Source organism: Streptomyces sp. NPDC037273, assembly GCF_055603625.1.
The window spans coordinates 27,560-44,785 of the sequence record NZ_JBVJVO010000027.1 but is presented as its reverse complement, the minus strand read 5'-3'; the positions used below and the strand labels follow the sequence as shown (position 1 = coordinate 44,785).

12 protein-coding genes are annotated in these 17,226 nt (G+C 71.4%); 5 read left to right on the top strand and 7 right to left on the bottom strand.

Annotation, left to right across the window (positions count from 1 at the left end; all coding sequences use genetic code 11):
• Positions 1–15: 15 nt before the first annotated feature.
• The gene (gene secA / locus ACZ7G1_RS37690; RefSeq protein WP_470876678.1) at positions 16–2,823 is read left to right on the top strand and encodes a preprotein translocase subunit SecA; all 2,808 of its coding nucleotides are present in this window, start codon (positions 16–18) and stop codon (positions 2,821–2,823) included.
• 85 nt (positions 2,824–2,908) lie between these two features.
• Here secA and ACZ7G1_RS37685 read toward each other — a convergent pair whose 3' ends face one another.
• Complete coding sequence (locus tag ACZ7G1_RS37685) at positions 2,909–3,418, bottom strand: Rv3235 family protein (protein WP_470876677.1); 510 nt, start codon at positions 3,416–3,418, stop codon at positions 2,909–2,911.
• A 287-nt stretch (positions 3,419–3,705) separates the two neighbouring features.
• Between ACZ7G1_RS37685 and ACZ7G1_RS37680 the strand changes: the two genes are divergently transcribed.
• Together ACZ7G1_RS37680 and ACZ7G1_RS37675 are read left to right on the top strand one after the other, a co-directional pair.
• Entirely contained in the window at positions 3,706–4,212 is a 507-nt protein-coding gene (locus tag ACZ7G1_RS37680; RefSeq protein WP_470876676.1) for a DUF6912 family protein, read from the top strand.
• Between the two features lie 67 nt (positions 4,213–4,279).
• Complete coding sequence (locus ACZ7G1_RS37675; protein WP_470876675.1) at positions 4,280–4,936, top strand: HAD family hydrolase; 657 nt, start codon at positions 4,280–4,282, stop codon at positions 4,934–4,936.
• Between the two features lie 117 nt (positions 4,937–5,053).
• Here the strand turns inward: ACZ7G1_RS37675 and ACZ7G1_RS37670 are convergent, their stop codons facing one another.
• Positions 5,054–5,608 carry a DJ-1/PfpI family protein gene (locus tag ACZ7G1_RS37670; protein WP_470876674.1) on the bottom strand — a complete coding sequence of 185 codons (555 nt, stop codon included), beginning with the start codon at positions 5,606–5,608 and terminating at the stop codon, positions 5,054–5,056.
• Between the two features lie 430 nt (positions 5,609–6,038).
• Here ACZ7G1_RS37670 and ACZ7G1_RS37665 point away from each other — a divergent pair, with 430 nt between their 5' ends.
• Positions 6,039–11,003 carry an NAD-glutamate dehydrogenase gene (locus tag ACZ7G1_RS37665; RefSeq protein WP_470876673.1) on the top strand — a complete coding sequence of 1,655 codons (4,965 nt, stop codon included), beginning with the start codon at positions 6,039–6,041 and terminating at the stop codon, positions 11,001–11,003.
• A gap of 100 nt (positions 11,004–11,103) precedes the next feature.
• Here the strand turns inward: ACZ7G1_RS37665 and ACZ7G1_RS37660 are convergent, their stop codons facing one another.
• Genes ACZ7G1_RS37660 through ACZ7G1_RS37650 form a run of 3 tightly spaced genes read right to left on the bottom strand, consistent with a single transcriptional unit; the run spans position 11,104 to position 14,172 of the window.
• Positions 11,104–12,447, bottom strand: coding sequence for a glycosyltransferase 87 family protein (locus ACZ7G1_RS37660; protein ID WP_470876671.1), 1,344 nt, complete (start codon positions 12,445–12,447; stop codon positions 11,104–11,106).
• An 11-nt stretch (positions 12,448–12,458) separates the two neighbouring features.
• A complete protein-coding gene (locus ACZ7G1_RS37655) occupies positions 12,459–13,271 on the bottom strand; it encodes an ABC transporter ATP-binding protein (RefSeq protein ID WP_470876670.1) in 813 nt (270 codons plus the stop codon).
• Positions 13,264–14,172, bottom strand: coding sequence for an ABC transporter permease (locus ACZ7G1_RS37650; protein ID WP_470876669.1), 909 nt, complete (start codon positions 14,170–14,172; stop codon positions 13,264–13,266). Before ACZ7G1_RS37650 ends, ACZ7G1_RS37655 begins: the two co-directional genes overlap by 8 nt.
• Positions 14,173–14,325: 153 nt before the next feature.
• On the opposite strand from ACZ7G1_RS37650, the gene ACZ7G1_RS37645 reads away from it, so the two are divergent.
• Positions 14,326–14,925, top strand: a complete 600-nt coding sequence (locus tag ACZ7G1_RS37645; protein ID WP_470876668.1) for a TetR/AcrR family transcriptional regulator — start codon at positions 14,326–14,328, stop codon at positions 14,923–14,925.
• 6 nt (positions 14,926–14,931) lie between these two features.
• Here the strand turns inward: ACZ7G1_RS37645 and ACZ7G1_RS37640 are convergent, their stop codons facing one another.
• The gene (locus ACZ7G1_RS37640; RefSeq protein ID WP_470876666.1) at positions 14,932–15,831 is read right to left on the bottom strand and encodes a carbohydrate ABC transporter permease; all 900 of its coding nucleotides are present in this window, start codon (positions 15,829–15,831) and stop codon (positions 14,932–14,934) included.
• Positions 15,828–17,219 (bottom strand): carbohydrate ABC transporter permease, encoded by a 1,392-nt coding sequence (locus ACZ7G1_RS37635; protein ID WP_470876664.1) that lies wholly within the window; start codon positions 17,217–17,219, stop codon positions 15,828–15,830. The genes ACZ7G1_RS37640 and ACZ7G1_RS37635 overlap by 4 nt, the downstream gene beginning before the upstream one ends.
• Positions 17,220–17,226 lie beyond the last annotated feature (7 nt).

Genomic DNA, 17,226 nt, shown 5'->3' with positions numbered 1-17,226 from the left:
AGGAGACCAGCCTCAGTGTCCGTCTTCAACAAGCTCATGCGTGCAGGCGAAGGCAAGATCCTGCGCAAACTGCACCGCATCGCGGACCAGGTCAACTCCATCGAAGAGGACTTCGTCAACCTCTCCGACGCCGACCTGCGGGCGCTCACCGAGGAGTACAAGCAGCGGTACGCCGACGGCGAGAGCCTCGACGACCTCATGCCCGAGGCGTTCGCGACCGTGCGCGAGGCCGCCAAGCGTGTCCTCGGCCAGCGTCACTACGACGTCCAGCTGATGGGCGGCGCCGCGCTCCACCTCGGCCACGTCGCCGAGATGAAGACCGGTGAGGGCAAGACCCTCGTCGGCACCCTCCCGGCCTACCTCAACGCGCTGTCCGGCAAGGGCGTGCACCTGATCACGGTCAACGACTACCTGGCCGAGCGCGACTCCGAGCTGATGGGCCGGGTGCACAAGTTCCTCGGCCTGACCGTCGGCTGCATCCTGGCGAACATGACGCCGGCCCAGCGCCGTGAGCAGTACAACTGCGACATCACCTACGGCACGAACAACGAGTTCGGCTTCGACTACCTCCGCGACAACATGGCGTGGTCCAAGGACGAGCTCGTCCAGCGCGGCCACAACTTCGCCTGTGTCGACGAGGTCGACTCGATCCTCGTCGACGAGGCCCGTACGCCGCTGATCATCTCCGGCCCGGCCGACCAGGCGACCAAGTGGTACGGCGACTTCGCCAAGCTCGTGACCCGCCTCTCCAAGGGTGAGCCCGGCAACCCGCTGAAGGGCATCGAGGAGACCGGCGACTACGAGGTCGACGAGAAGAAGCGCACCGTCGCCATCCACGAGGCCGGTGTCGCCAAGGTCGAGGACTGGCTGGGCATCGACAACCTCTACGAGTCGGTGAACACCCCGCTCGTCGGTTACCTGAACAACGCCATCAAGGCGAAGGAACTGTTCAAGAAGGACAAGGACTACGTCGTCATGGACGGCGAAGTCATGATCGTCGACGAGCACACCGGTCGTATCCTCGCCGGCCGCCGCTACAACGAGGGCATGCACCAGGCGATCGAGGCGAAGGAAGGGGTGCAGATCAAGGACGAGAACCAGACCCTCGCCACGATCACCCTGCAGAACTTCTTCCGCCTGTACTCGAAGCTCTCCGGCATGACCGGTACGGCCATGACCGAGGCCGCCGAGTTCCACCAGATCTACAAGCTGGGCGTCGTCCCGATCCCCACGAACAGGCCGATGATCCGCAAGGACCAGTCCGACCTGATCTACCGGACCGAGGTCGCGAAGTTCGCCGCCGTCGTCGACGACATCGCGGAGAAGCACGAGAAGGGCCAGCCGATCCTGGTCGGCACGACCTCCGTCGAGAAGTCCGAGTACCTCTCGCAGCAGCTCTCCAAGCGCGGCGTCCAGCACGAGGTGCTCAACGCCAAGCACCACGAGCGCGAGGCCAGCATCGTCGCCCAGGCCGGCCGCCGCGGCGCCGTCACGGTCGCCACGAACATGGCCGGCCGCGGTACGGACATCAAGCTCGGCGGCAACCCGGACGACCTCGCCGAGGCCGAGCTGCGCCAGGCGGGCCTCGACCCGGTCGAGCACGTCGAGGAGTGGGCCGCGGCCCTCCCCGGCGCCCTGGAGCGCGCCGAGAAGGCCGTGAAGGCGGAGTTCGAGGAGGTCAAGGAGCTCGGCGGGCTGTACGTCCTGGGCACCGAGCGCCACGAGTCCCGCCGTATCGACAACCAGCTCCGCGGCCGCTCCGGCCGTCAGGGCGACCCCGGCGAGTCCCGCTTCTACCTCTCCCTCGGCGACGACCTGATGCGGCTGTTCAAGGCGCAGATGGTCGAGCGCGTGATGGCCATGGCCAACGTGCCGGACGACGTGCCGATCGAGAACAAGATGGTCACCCGTGCCATCGCCTCCGCGCAGTCCCAGGTCGAGACCCAGAACTTCGAGACGCGCAAGAACGTCCTGAAGTACGACGAGGTCCTCAACCGGCAGCGCGAGGTCATCTACGGCGAGCGCCGCCGCGTCCTGGAGGGCGAGGACCTGCACGAGCAGATCCAGCACTTCATGGACGACACGATCGACGACTACATCCGCCAGGAGACCGCCGAGGGCTTCGCGGAGGAGTGGGACCTCGACCGTCTGTGGAACGCCTTCAAGCAGCTCTACCCGGTGAAGGTCACCGTGGAGGAGCTGGAGGACGCGGCCGGGGACCGGGCGGGCATCACCGCCGAGTTCATCGCCGAGTCCATCAAGGACGACATCCACGAGCAGTACGAGACCCGCGAGAAGCAGCTCGGCTCGGAGATCATGCGTGAGCTGGAGCGGCGCGTGGTCCTCTCCGTCCTGGACCGCAAGTGGCGCGAGCACCTCTACGAGATGGACTACCTCCAGGAGGGCATCGGCCTGCGCGCGATGGCGCAGAAGGACCCGCTGGTCGAGTACCAGCGCGAGGGCTTCGACATGTTCACCGCCATGATGGAGGGCATCAAGGAGGAGTCCGTCGGCTACCTGTTCAACCTGGAGGTCCAGGTCGAGCAGCAGGTCGAGGAGGTCCCGGTGCAGGCGGGCGCGCCGTCGCTCACCAAGGAGGACGCCGTCCCGGCGCCCGCGGGCCGTCCGGAGATCCGCGCCAAGGGTCTCGACGCCCCGCAGCGGCCTGACCGGCTGCACTTCTCCGCGCCGACGGTCGACGGCGACGGCGGCGTCATCGAGGGCGACTTCGCCTCCGACGACGACGGCGGCGACGGGATGACCCGCGCGGAGCGCCGCAAGGCCCAGAAGAACGCGGGCGGCGGGCGTCGCCGGAAGAAGTGACGTCGTCGAGCTGACGCTCTGACGGTCCGACGCAGGTGAAGGGGTCGGCTGCCCGGTGGGCGGCCGGCCCCTTCGCCGTGGGGTGTCAGCGGCGGGGGCTCGGGCCGAGGCCGTCGAGTTCGACGGCGGCGCAGCGCCAGCGGTGGTCGGCGCCGCGTTCCAGGCGGAAGGCCATGGCGCGGACACGGGGGCCGGTGGCGATGGTGGCGAAGGCCTCCACGGCCGTGGTGTCGGGGTGCACCTGGACCGAGCAGCGGCGCAGGACCGGGCGGGGGCCGAGCGACCGCAGGGGCGTGCGCGGGGCGAGCAGGACGAGCTGCTCGTACGCCTCGCCGACGGTGTGGCCGAGCATCCAGTGCACCGGCCGTTCCCCGCTGAGCACGGCGAGCAGGCGCTCGGCGAAGACCGTGTGCGGGGGGAGCGTGCGGGGCGCGCTGCGGGGTGGGCCGCTCTGGGCGGCGGCACGGGGCCGGGTGCCGGCCGTACCGCGGGGGCGTGCGCCGGCCGAGCCGCGCGGGCGCGTGCCGGCCGGGCCGCCGGGGGCCGTGCGGGGGCGCGGGGTGGGGGAGGGCGTGGTGGTGAGCGTGACGGTCATGGCGGGCCCCTGTCGTTGCGTAACCGGGTGGTACCAGTCAGTAACTTTCGTTGGGGATCTTGTACGGGGGGACCTCGGCGGTCGGCAAGGAGCCTGCGCGGGGCGGGCGGTCCGGGGATCGGATCACCTATCCGGGTGACGGGACGGGGTGCGGGGTCCTCGCGGGCCCGGCGGGCGGGGCGCGGGGGGTCTTCCCGGGTGCGGCGGCGGTCCGCTCGGGCGTCCCGCCCCGAAGGGGGACCGCGCACGTATCCTGAGGGCCTCTCCGTCTACGAAAGCGGCCAGCCATGCGCGTGTACGTCCCCCTGACCCTCCCCGGTCTCGCACAGGCGCACAAGGCGGGCGAGCTCGGCCCCGGCCCGCTGACCGCCTACGCCGTCACCCCCGCGCTGCGCGAGTGGTACGTCTCCGACGACATCGAGGAGCTGGAGTACGCGGCGCTCAACCGGGCCGCCGCCGCCTCCCTGCGCCTCCTCGCCGGAGAGCCCGGGGCGCCCCGCCGCCGGATCGTCGTCGCCGTCGACGTCGCCGACAAGGACGCGGTCGCCGACCCCGACGGCGGCTTCGACGCCGCCTCCATCGGCGAGGTCCGGATCGCCGGACCCGTCCCGCTCGCCAAGGCCGCGGCCGTGCACGCCGACGCCGACGACGCCGAGGCGGACGTCACCGCGGCGGCCGGCGCGCTGGGAGCGGCGGACCAGGGCGACGACGACGCCCAGTTCGTCGTGGACGGCGCCGAGGACCACGAGCTGCTCTGGTTCGGGGTGCAGGAGATCCCCGGGCTGCTGGGCTGATCCCCGACCCGCCCGGCCGACGGCACCGGCTGTCTTCGCCGTCAGGGGCTGCGGGTACCGTCTCCGCATGGGGAAGCACGGAAAGCACCTGGTCTGGGACTGGAACGGCACACTGCTCGACGACATCGGCGCGGTGATCGGCGCGACGAACGCCGCCTTCGCCGAGCTCGGGCTCGAATCGATCACGCTGGAGCGGTACCGCGACCTGTACACGGTGCCGGTGCCGAAGTTCTACGAGCGGCTGATGGGGCGGCTGCCCACCGACGCGGAGTGGACCGTCATGGACGGGGCCTTCCACCGGCACTACTGGGAGCGGGCCGAGTCCTGCGGCCTTACCGCGGGCGCCGCCGAGCTGCTCGCCGCGCGGCAGGAGTCCGGCCTCACGCAGTCGCTGCTCTCGCTGGCGCCGCACGCCGAGCTGATACCGCTCGTGCGGCGGCACGGCATCGCGGAGCGGTTCGTACGGATGGACGGGCGCGTCGACGCGTCGACCGACGGGAAGTCCGGGCACATGGTGCGGCACCTGGCCGCGCTCGGCGTCCCCGCCGAGCGGGTGGTCGTCATCGGTGACGCGGCGGACGACGCCGTGGCGGCCGGACACGTGGGCGCGCGGGCCGTGCTCTACACCGGCGGGTCGCACAGCCGGGCGTCGCTCTCGCGCGTGGGCGTGCCGGTGGTGGACTCCCTGGAGGAGGCCGTGGCGGTCGCGGAGTCGTTCGTCTAGGGCCTGTCCGGCCATGATCCGCCGGACAGGCCCTAGCGGCTTCCGCCCACCCGCCGGACCGGGTGCGGCCCGGCGGGCAGGGCCCTCGATGACCCGAGGACCACTCGTTCAGGCGAGTCAGGACTTGGCGCGCAGAACGGTGAGGAACTCCCGCATCCAGGTCGGGTGGTCCGGCCAGGCGCGGGAGGAGACCAGGAGCCCGTCGACGACGGCGGCGGAGTCCTGGAAGGTGGCGCCGGCGGCCTGCATGTCGAGTTCGAGGGCGGGGTACGCGGTGACGCGGCGGCCTTCGAGGCTGCCGATCGCGGCCGTGAGCAGCGGGCCGTGGCAGATCTGGGCGACGGGCTTGTCGGCGTCGAAGAAGGCCTTGAGGATCTTGCGGAGCTCGGGGTCGTTGCGGAGGTACTCCGGGGCGCGGCCGCCGGGGATGACCACCGCGAGGTAGGCGCCCGGGTCGACCTCGGAGAAGGCGAGGTCGGCGGGCCAGGTGTAGCCGGGCTTCTCGGTGTACGTGTCGTAGCCGGGCTCGAAGTCGTGGACGACGAAGCGGAGCGTCTTGCGCGCCGGGGCGGCGATGTCGACCTCGTAGCCCTCCTCCAGAAGCCGCTGGTAGGGGTACATCACCTCCAGCGATTCCGCCGCGTCGCCGGTCACGATCAGGATCTTCGCCATGGCTCTCCCAGATCACGGATGGTCGGTCTGTGGTGCGGTGTCCATGCTCGCGTACACGCTGCCCCCGACGGGCCGGTTTGCCAAGAGGACACGTGTCGCTGTCCATAACGTCAAACTTCGCCCGCTCTTTTGTACGCATACGGCTCATGACGGTTCGGGGGGCGAGGGCGATAGGCTTTTGCCGTGATCAGCGCGATACGCCGTGGGGGCAGCGAAGCCCCCGGCTGCCGCCCGGTCCGCTACAGCGGCCGGGTCGACCGTGCGTTCGCCGATCCCTCCCGTCCGGACGCGCCACGCTCCGTGGCCGATAACGATCCGGGCATCTCTCATCGGGGCATAACGTCGACTTCGACCGGAATCACCGCGTCGTGGCGTTGTGTCCTTTCTTCCACCGACGTCACGCAACGGCGCGCGACAGGAGTCAGAGGACATGCAGACCAAGCTGGACGAAGCCAAGGCCGAGCTGCTCGAAAGGGCCGCTCGGGTAGCTGAGCACAGCCCGGTCGGGGGGCGACTTCCGACGGGTGACAGTGCGGGCGAGCGCCCGGACCGGGACACCGTGCTCGAGTACCTCCAGCGCTACTACCTGCACACCGCGCCGGAGGACCTGGGCGACCGCGACCCGGTCGACGTCTTCGGCGCCGCGCTCTCTCACTACCGGCTCGCGGAGAACCGCCCGCAGGGCACCGCGAACGTGCGGGTCCACACCCCGACGGTCGAGGAGAACGGCTGGACCTCCAGCCACTCCGTCGTCGAGGTCGTCACCGACGACATGCCCTTCCTGGTCGACTCGGTGACCAACGAGCTGTCCCGCCAGGGCCGCGGCATCCACGTCGTGATCCACCCGCAGGTCCTCGTCCGCCGTGACCTCACCGGCAAGCTCATCGAGGTCCTGTCGGCGCAGATCGACGGCGAGCTGCCGCACGACGCCCTCACGGAGTCGTGGATCCACGTCGAGATCGACCGCGAGACCGACCGCGCCGACCTCAAGCAGATCACCGCCGACCTGCTCCGCGTCCTGTCCGACGTCCGCGAGACGGTCGAGGACTGGGAGAAGATGCGCGACGCCGCGCTGCGCATCGCCGAGGGCCTGCCCGACGAGCCCACCGCGTCCGACCTGCGTCCGACCGAGGTGGAGGAGGCCCGCGAGCTGCTGCGCTGGCTCGCCGACGACCACTTCACCTTCCTCGGCTACCGCGAGTACGAGCTGGTCAACGGCGACGCCCTGACCGCCGTGCCCGGCACCGGCCTCGGCATCCTGCGCTCCGACCCGCAGCACGCCGGCGACGACGAGGGCCACCACGCCCACCCCGTCTCGCCCTCCTTCAGCCGGCTGCCCGTCGACGTCCGCGCCAAGGCGCGCGAGCACAAGCTGCTGATCCTGACGAAGGCCAACAGCCGCGCGACCGTGCACCGCCCCTCGTACCTCGACTACGTCGGTGTGAAGAAGTTCGACGCCGACGGCAACGTCATCGGCGAGCGCCGCTTCCTCGGCCTGTTCTCGTCGGCCGCCTACACCGAGTCCGTCCGCCGGGTCCCGGTCGTCAAGCGCAAGGTCCAGGAGGTCCTCGCGGGCGCCGGCTTCTCGCCGAACAGCCACGACGGCCGCGACCTGCTCCAGATCCTGGAGACCTACCCGCGCGACGAGCTGTTCCAGACCCCGGTCGACCAGCTCCAGTCCATCGTCACCAGCGTCCTGTACCTGCAGGAGCGGCGCCGGCTGCGGCTCTACCTGCGCCAGGACGAGTACGGCCGCTACTACTCGGCCCTCGTCTACCTGCCGCGCGACCGCTACACGACCCGCGTCCGGCTGCGGATCATCGACATCCTGAAGGAGGAGCTCAGCGGCACCAGCGTCGACTTCACGGCCTGGAACACCGAGTCGATCCTCTCCCGCCTCCACTTCGTCGTCCGCGTCAAGCCCGGCACCGAGCTCGCCAAGCTCACCGACGCCGACGTCGACCGCATCGAGGCCCGGCTGGTCGAGGCCGCCCGCTCCTGGGCGGACGGCTTCGCCGAGGCGCTGAACGCCGAGTTCGGCGAGGAGCGCGCCGCCGAGCTGCTCCGCCGCTACGGCAGCGCCTTCTCCGAGGGCTACAAGGCCGACCACTCGCCGCGCGCCGCCGTCGCCGACCTGGTCCGCATGGAGGCCGTCGCCGCCAGCGGCAAGGACTTCGCGCTCTCCCTCTACGAGCCCGTCGCCGCCGGCCCCGGCGAGCGCCGCTTCAAGATCTACAAGACCGGCGACCAGATCTCCCTCTCCGCCGTCCTCCCGGTCCTGAACCGCCTCGGCGTCGAGGTCACCGACGAGCGTCCGTACGAGCTCCGCTGCGCCGACCGCACCCACGCCTGGATCTACGACTTCGGCCTGCGGATGCCCGCCCCGACCGGCAACGGCGGCGACTACGTCGGCGACGACGCCCGCGAGCGCTTCCAGGAGGCCTTCGCCGCCACCTGGACCGGCGAGGCCGAGAACGACAACTTCAACTCCCTCGTCCTCTCCGCCGGGCTCACCTGGCGCGAGGCGATGGTGCTGCGCGCCTACGCCAAGTACCTGCGCCAGGCCGGTGCGACCTTCAGCCAGGACTACATGGAGGACACCCTCCGCAACAACGTCCACACCACCCGGCTGCTCGTCTCCCTCTTCGAGGCCCGGATGGCCCCGGAGCGCCAGCGCGCCGGCACCGAGCTGATCGACGGCATCCTGGAGGAGCTCGACGGCGCCCTCGACCAGGTCGCGAGCCTGGACGAGGACCGCATCCTGCGCTCCTTCCTCACCGTCATCAAGGCCACCCTGCGGACCAACTTCTTCCAGAAGTCGGTCGACGGCACCCCGCACGCCTACGTGTCGATGAAGTTCGACCCGCAGGCCATCCCCGACCTGCCGGCCCCGCGCCCCGCCTTCGAGATCTGGGTGTACTCGCCCCGCGTCGAGGGCGTCCACCTGCGCTTCGGCAAGGTCGCCCGAGGCGGCCTGCGCTGGTCCGACCGCCGCGAGGACTTCCGTACCGAGATCCTCGGCCTGGTCAAGGCGCAGATGGTGAAGAACACCGTCATCGTGCCCGTCGGCGCCAAGGGCGGCTTCGTCGCCAAGCAGCTCCCGGACCCGTCCGTGGACCGCGACGCCTGGCTGGCCGAGGGCATCGAGTCGTACAAGACCTTCATCTCGGCGCTGCTCGACATCACCGACAACCTGGTCGCGGGCGAGGTCGTGCCGCCGGCCGACGTGGTCCGCCACGACGAGGACGACACGTACCTCGTGGTCGCCGCCGACAAGGGCACCGCCACCTTCTCCGACATCGCCAACGGGGTCGCGGAGGACTACGGCTTCTGGCTCGGCGACGCCTTCGCCTCCGGCGGCTCCGCTGGCTACGACCACAAGGGCATGGGCATCACCGCCCGCGGCGCCTGGGAGTCCGTCAAGCGGCACTTCCGCGAGCTGGGCCACGACACCCAGACCGAGGACTTCACCGTCGTCGGCGTCGGCGACATGTCCGGTGACGTCTTCGGCAACGGCATGCTGCTCTCCGAGCACATCCGCCTGGTTGCCGCGTTCGACCACCGGCACATCTTCATCGACCCGAACCCGGACGCGGCCGCCTCGTACGCCGAGCGCCGCAGGCTCTTCGACCTGCCGCGGTCCTCGTGGGCGGACTACGACACCTCGCTGCTCTCCGCGGGCGGCGGCGTCCACCCCCGTACCGCCAAGTCCATCCCGGTCAACGCGCAGATGCGGGCCGCCCTCGGCATCGAGGACGGCGTCACCAAGCTGACCCCGGCCGAGCTGATGAAGGCGATCCTCCAGTCGCCCGTCGACCTGCTGTGGAACGGCGGCATCGGCACCTACGTGAAGTCCTCCGTCGAGTCCAACGCCGACGTCGGCGACAAGGCCAACGACGCCATCCGCGTCGACGGCCAGGACGTCCGCGCCAAGGTCATCGGCGAGGGCGGCAACCTCGGCGCGACCCAGCTCGGCCGCATCGAGTTCGCCCGCGTCGGCGGCCCCGAGGGCGAGGGCGGCAAGGTCAACACCGACGCCATCGACAACAGCGCCGGCGTCGACACCTCCGACCACGAGGTCAACATCAAGATCCTGCTCAACGGGCTCGTCGCCGAGGGCGACATGACCGTCAAGCAGCGCAACAAGATCCTCGCCGAGATGACGGACGAGGTCGGCCGGCTCGTCCTGCGCAACAACTACGCGCAGAACACCGCCCTCGCCAACGCCGTCGCCCAGTCGCCCTCGCTGCTCCACGCCCACCAGCGGTTCATGCGCCGCCTGGGCCGTGACGGCAGCCTCGACCGCTCGCTCGAGTTCCTGCCCAGCGACCGGCAGATCCGCGACCTGCTCAACAACTCCAAGGGCCTGAGCCAGCCGGAGCTCGCCGTCCTCCTCGCGTACACCAAGATCACGGTGGCCGACGAGCTGATCGGCACCGAGCTCCCGGACGACCCGTACCTGCGCGGCCTGCTCCACGCGTACTTCCCGACGCTGCTGCGCGAGAAGTTCACCGAGGCCGTCGACAACCACGCCCTGCGCCGCGAGATCATCACCACGGTCCTGGTCAACGACACCGTCAACACCGGTGGCTCGACCTTCCTGCACCGCCTCCGCGAGGAGACCGGCGCGTCGATCGAGGAGATCGTCCGCGCGCAGACCGCCGCCCGCGCCGTCTTCCGGCTCGGCGAGGTCTGGGACGCCGTCGAGGCCCTGGACAACCGGGTGCCGGCCGAGACGCAGACGCAGATGCGCCTGCACTCCCGCCGGCTCGTCGAGCGCGGCACGCGCTGGCTGCTCAACAACCGGCCGCAGCCGCTCCAGATCGGCGAGACCATCGAGTTCTTCGCCGAGCGCGTCGAGGAGGTCTGGCAGCAGCTGCCGACGCTGCTGCGCGGCGCCGACCTGGAGTGGTACCAGTCGATCCTGGACGAGCTGACCGGGTTCGGCGTGCCGGAGGAGCTCGCCCTGCGGGTCGCCGGCTTCTCCTCCGCCTTCCCGATCCTCGACATCGTCGCGATCGCGGACCGCATGGGCAAGGAGCCGCTCGCGGTCGCCGAGGTCTACTACGACCTGGCGGACCGTCTGCGGATCACCGACCTCATGGACCGCATCATCGAGCTGCCGCGCGCCGACCGGTGGCAGTCGATGGCCCGCGCCTCGATCCGCGAGGACCTCTTCGCGGCGCACTCGGCGCTCACCGCCGACGTCCTCACCGTGGGCAACGGCACGACGAGCCCCGAGGAGCGGTTCAAGGCCTGGGAGGAGAAGAACTCCGCGATCCTGGGCCGCGCGCGGACGACCCTGGAGGAGATCCAGGGCTCGGACACCTTCGACCTGGCGAACCTCTCGGTCGCCATGCGGACGATGCGCACCCTGCTCCGCACGCACAGCTAGTCGTCTGACGAAGGAAGGGCCCCGCCGGGTTTCCGGCGGGGCCCTTCCCTTTGGCGCGGGATGGCACGGGGTCTGGCGCGGGACCTTGGCGCGGGACCGTTCACGTGTCGGCGGGCGGGGTGACCGTCGAGGTCCAGAGGCGGCGGGCGGCGAGGAGGGCGGCGGCGAGGAGGAGGCCGTTGCGGAGGACCATGACGGTGAGGCCGGTGGGGGTGCCGGCGACGACGTCGAGGTAGAGCACGGGGTACGCGAGCGAGCTCAGCGCGGCGGCCGGGAGCAGCAGCAGGGCCACCGGGCGCATCACCGTGCGGCGGGAGGTCAGGCAGACGGCGGCGAGGCCGATGAGCCAGATCATGTACTGGGGGCTGATCACCCGGCTGGTGACGGTGAAGAGCAGCACGGCGGCGAAGGCCGCGTCGAGCGGGGTGGCCGGGGTCCAGCGGCGGGCCCGGACGCGCCAGAGCAGCAGCCAGCCGAAGGCGCAGACGGTGAGCAGCAGGGCGAGGTGGCCGAGGCTGGAGACGTACGGGCCGACGTACTCGAAGGCGCCGTAGCGGAACTCGACCCCGCCGGGCCACCCGCCGGCCGCCTTGGCGAGCGCCAGGGCCGTGCCGCCGAGCGACTCGATCTGGATGCCCCGGTCGCCCTGCTGGCGCAGGAAGCCCAGGGACTCGGAGAAGAGCAGCGCGAGGGTGGCGAGGAGCACGAGGGCGGTGACGGCGGCCGCGGTCCAGGCCTCCCGGGTCGTACGCCCCCGGGGCGTGCCGATCAGGGCGAGCGCCGGCCAGACCTTGACCATCGCGCCGATCCCGGCGAGCGCCCCGCCGAGCTGGTGGGCGGCGGTGGAGCGGGCAGTGAGGGCGAGGAGCGCCAGGACGGCGAGGGCGGTGGTCTGGACGTCGTACCGGGCCAGCGGGAGGTGCAGGAGCAGCGGGAGGCCGCAGACCCAGATCCAGGCGCCGTGGGTGAGGCGCGCGCTGTCGGCGCGGACGAGGGCGAGGGTGACGACGGCGTCTGCGAGCAGGGTGAGGGCGACGAACGCCTGGAAGTAGGTGAGCCAGGGGACGAGGCCCGGCGACATGATCACGAGCCCGGCCCCGGGCGGGTACTGCCAGGTGGCGTCGCCGGGCGGGAAGGTGCCCTGGGCGAACTGCCCGTACCAGTACCGGTAGAGGGAGATCTCGCGGGCCACCCCGCCGATGCCGAGGTCGTCGCGGACGAGGAGCAGGGCCATGCCGGCCCGGGTGAGCAGCCAGACGGTGGCGACGGCGAGCCAGGGGCCGCGGCCGACCGTGACGAAGGTGGCCGAGGTGAAGGTGTCCGAGTCGAAGGGGGAGCCGGTCAGGGCGGGGGGTTCACTGCCGGTCCGGGGTGGGGCGGACGTCTCGCCTCCGGCGGCCGCCTGTCCGGCTCGGGGTGGGGGCTGGGGCTGATCGTTCGTCATCCCACCGCACTTTAGACCGTAATGTCCTGATTATTCGTCGTCTTCGGTCCCGGCTTGGCCGTGAACTCCTCGTACGCCGCCACCACCTCCTCCGCCGGGCCGTCCATCCGCAGGGTGCCCGCCTCCAGCCACAGGGCCCGCTCGCAGGTCTCGGTGATGGTGGAGTTCGAGTGGCTGACCAGGAAGACCGTGCCGGCCTCGGCCCGCAGTTCGTCGATCCTGCGCTGGCTGCGGCGGCGGAAGCGCGCGTCACCCGTCGACAGGGCCTCGTCGATCAGCAGCACGTCGTGGCTCCGGGCGGCGGCGATGGAGAAGCGCAGCCGGGCGCCCATCCCGGAGGAGTAGGTCCGCATGGGGCGGGAGATGGCGTCGTCCTTCTCGTTGATGCCGGAGAACTCCACGATCCCGTCGTAGCGCTCGCGCACCTCGGCGCGGCTCATGCCCATCGCGAGGCCGCCGAGGATCACGTTCCGCTCGCCGGTCAGGTCGTTCATCAGGGCCGCGTTGACGCCGAGGAGGGAGGGCCGGTCCTGGGTGTAGACCTGGCCCTCGCTGACGGGCTGGAGGCCCGCGATGGCCTTCAGGAGGGTGGACTTCCCACTCCCGTTCGAACCGATCAGGCCAATTGCCTCGCCGCGGTACGCCACGAAGCTGACGCCCCGGACGGCGTGGACGCGGCGCCCGGCCGGAGCCGTACCGCCCCGGCGCAGGATCCGGCCGAGGGCGGCGGTGGCGTTGCCCCGGCCGCCGCCGCCTCCGCTGACGGTGTACGTGACGTGCACGCCGTCGACGACGACGGTGGGGGTCTTCTCGGTGTCAGCCACGGCCGTAGGTCTCCTCAGCCTTCCAGAACCAGATGAAGCCGCCGCAGAAGGCCAGCAGGGCCCAGCCGGCGGCGAGCGCCCAGACGTGCGGCGGCAGCTGGGCGGCGGTGTAGCTCCTGATCAGGGCGAAGCGCATGAGGTCGATGTAGACCGCCGCCGGGTTGCACTGGAGCGCGAGCACCACGCCGTGCGGGAAGCGCCCGCCGACCGCCAGGTTCTGGATCGACCACATCGCGCCCGACGCGTACATCCAGGTGCGCAGCACGAACGGCATCAGCTGGGTGATGTCCGGCGTGCGGGCCGCGAGCCGGGCCAGGACGAGCGCCACGCCCGTGTTGAACAGGGCCTGGAGGGCGAGCGCGGGGACGGCGAGCAGCCAGCTCCAGGTGGGGAACTCGCCGAAGCAGAACAGGATCACGACCAGCGCGCCGAGCGAGAGCAGCAGCTGCTGGAGCTGCTGGAGCGCCAGCGAGATCGGCAGGCTCGCGCGCGGGAAGTGCAGGGCGCGGACCAGGCCCAGGTTGCCGCTGATCGCGCGGGTGCCGGCCATGACCGTGTCGGAGGTGAAGGTCCACACGAAGATGCCGGTGATCAGGAAGGGCACGTAGTCGGGGACGCCGTGCTTGGCGTCCATCAGGACGCCGAAGATCGCGTAGTACACGGCCGCGTTGAGCAGCGGGGTCATCACCTGCCAGACCTGGCCGAGGCGCGCCTGGCTGTACTGGGCGGTCAGGCGGGCCGTCGCGAACGCGGCGATGAAGTCGCGGCGGGACCAGAGTTGCCGGACGTAGGCGGGGAGCGAGGGGCGGGCGCCGCTGACGGTGAGGCCGTGGCGGAGCGCGAGGGCGCGCAGATCCTCCGCGGGGGCCTGCGGCTCGGGTGGGGCGAGTGTCGTGGTCACGGGCGGGTGCTTTCGGCGAGGGGGCTCCGGGCACGGGGGCGTCTGACGACGGGACGGGTCCGTATCGTCGTTTCGCTGAGGGGAGAGTAGGCCGCCGTGACATCGGAACGCAACCGTATCGTCGTGACGTAGCCGTTGGTTAGGATGCCGTTCATGACCGAACCGACCCCCCGCCGCGCCCCCGCGGGAGCCGCCGTACTCCGCGAGGACGTGACCGAGGCCATCCGCGCCGCCGTCTTCGAGGAGCTCGCGGCCGTGGGCTTCGCACGCATGTCCATCGAGGGCATCGCGCGCCGCGCGGGAGTCGGCAAGACCGCCGTCTACCGGCGCTGGAAGTCCAAGCTCGCCCTCGTCCTCGACCTCGTCGGCGCCTTCGCCGTCCAGGGCCTGCCCGCCCCCGACACCGGCTCCCTCCACGGCGACGTCCGCGCGCTCCTCGAAGTGGCCTCGCACGCCCTGCGCCACCCGGTCGCCTCGAAGGTCATCCCCGACCTGCTCGTCGAGGCCGCCCGGCACCCCGAGATCGCCGAGACCGTGAAGTCCGCGCTGCTCGACGGCCAGCAGGGCGTGGTGACCCGGATCGTCCGCGAGGCCGTCGCCCGCGGCGAACTCCCCGCGGACACCAACCCCGCCCGCGCCCTCGACCTGATCGTCGGCCCCCTCTACTGGCGGCTCGTCGTCGTCCGCACACCCCTGCCGCCGGGGTACGCCGACGACCTCGCGCGCTCGGCGGTCGCGGCGCTCACGGCGTAGGGGGTCTCACTTCACCGCGCCGGCCATCACCCCGGTCGTGAACTGGCGCTGGAAGGCGAAGAAGACCACCAGCGGCACGACCATCGACACGAACGCCCCCGGCGCGAGCACGTCCACGTTGTTGCCGAACTGGCGGACCTGCTGCTGGAGGGCCACCGTGATCGGCGGCGACTGGGAGTCCGCGAAGATCAGCGCGATCAGCATGTCGTTCCAGACCCAGAGGAACTGGAAGATGCCCAGCGAGGCGATCGCGGGACCGCCCAGCGGCAGGACCACCCGGGCGAAGAGCCGTATCTCGCCCGCCCCGTCGAGCCGCGCGGCCTCCAGGAGTTCGCGCGGGATCTCGGCGAAGAAGTTCCGCAGCAGGAAGATCGCGAACGGCAGGCCGAAGGCCGTGTGGAAGAGGACGACCCCGAGCGTCGTCTCGAAGAGCCCGACCGCCCCGAACAGCTTCGACACCGGCACCAGAGCCACCTGCACCGGCACCACGAGCAGGGCGACCACCCCGAGGAACCACCAGTCCCGGCCCGGGAACTCCAGCCACGCGAACGCGTACCCGGCGAACGAGCCGAGGACGAGGACCAGGAGCGTGGCCGGCACGGTGATGAGCACGGTCGAGACGAGCGAGCCGGTGATCGTGTCGTTCGCCAGGAGGTGCGCGTAGTTCTCGGTGGTCAGCTGGGCCGGGGCCGTGAACACCTGCCACCAGCCGCCCGCCGCGATGTCAGAGGGCGAGCGGAGCGAGGAGACGAGCAGGCCGATCGTCGGCAGCAGCCAGAACAGGCCGGCCAGCAGAAGGAAGACCCGGACCGCGCCCGAGGCGGCGCGCGCGGCGGCCCGGGAGGCGGCCCTCGTGGCGGCGCGGGGGGCGGCCTTCGCGGCGGCCCGGGAGGCGAGCGAGGTCATCGGCGGGTCTCCCTTCGTATCCGGCGGATGTTGACCGCCATCACCGGCATCACGAGCAGGAGCAGGACGACCGCGATCGCCGAGCCCACCCCGAGGTCCGCGTCCGTGCCGAAGGACGAGCGGTACAGCTGGAGCGCGAGCACGTTCGCGTCGTCCTGGGCCGAGCCGGGTGCGATGACGAAGACCAGGTCGAAGACCTTGAGCACGTTGATCATCAGCGTCACGAGGACGACCACGAGGACCGGGGCGAGCAGCGGCACGGTGATCCGGCGGAACACCTGCCACTCGTTCGCCCCGTCCACCCGCGCCGCTTCGAGCAGCTCGCGCGGCACGGCCGCGAGCCCCGCCCCGATCAGCACCATCGCGAACCCGGCCCACATCCACACGTACGACCCGATGACCGCAGGGGTCACGAGCGAGGGCCCCAGCCACTCCACGCCGTCGTACTGCTCGCGGAAGTTGCTCGCGGGCAGCCGCAGTACGGCTCCGTCGGCCCGGTCGGCCGGCAGCGCGAAGGTGCCGTCGGCCGCAGCCGTGGCCGTCGCCACCACCTTCCCGTCCCGAACGGCCTCGATCCGCAGCCCCGCCAGGCCCCGTTCGGCCCGGTCGACGACGTTCGGCCGTCCGCCGCCACCCTTGGTGAAGTCCAGCCACGCCGTACCGGTGACCGTTCCCGGCCCGCCCGGCGCGGCGGCCGGGTCGCGGGCCGGCCGGGCCTCCTCCGGCATCTGCCCCGGAGCCACCCCGATCAGCGGCAGCCGTACGGGCTCCCCGGCGCGGACCGGCTCCTTGGTGACGAACGCGCCGCCGCCCGCCGCCCTCAGCGGATGCACGGGCAGCGGCCGGGCGCGCGGGAAGCCGGAGGCCTCGGCGAAGGTGTCGTGGACGCCGACCCAGACCGCGTTGGCGACGCCCCGGTCCGGGTCCTGCTCGTAGACCAGCCGGAAGATGATCCCGGCGGCGAGCATCGAGATCGCCATCGGCATGAAGACGACCAGCTTGAACGCCGTGCCCCAGCGGACGCGTTCGGTGAGCACCGCGAAGATCAGCCCGAGCGCGGTCGCCACGGCGGGCGCCACGACCAGCCACACCAGGTTGTTGCGGACGGCGGTCCGCAGCGAGTCGTCGGTGACCAGCGCCAGGTAGTTGTCCAGGCCGACGAACGAGGTGCCCGGACGGTCGAGGAACGAGCGCCGCACCGAGTACCCGATCGGGTAGACCACCAGCGCGCCGAGCAGCAGAAGCGCGGGCAGCAGGAACCCCGCCGCCACACCCCTGCTCGTGCGCGTGACGCTCGGCACGGCCTTGCTGGTGCGGGTGCTCTTCGGAACGGACCCGCTCGCGGTGGCCCCGGTCGGGCCCTTGCTCGTGCGGTCGACCCTCGGCATGGCGGGC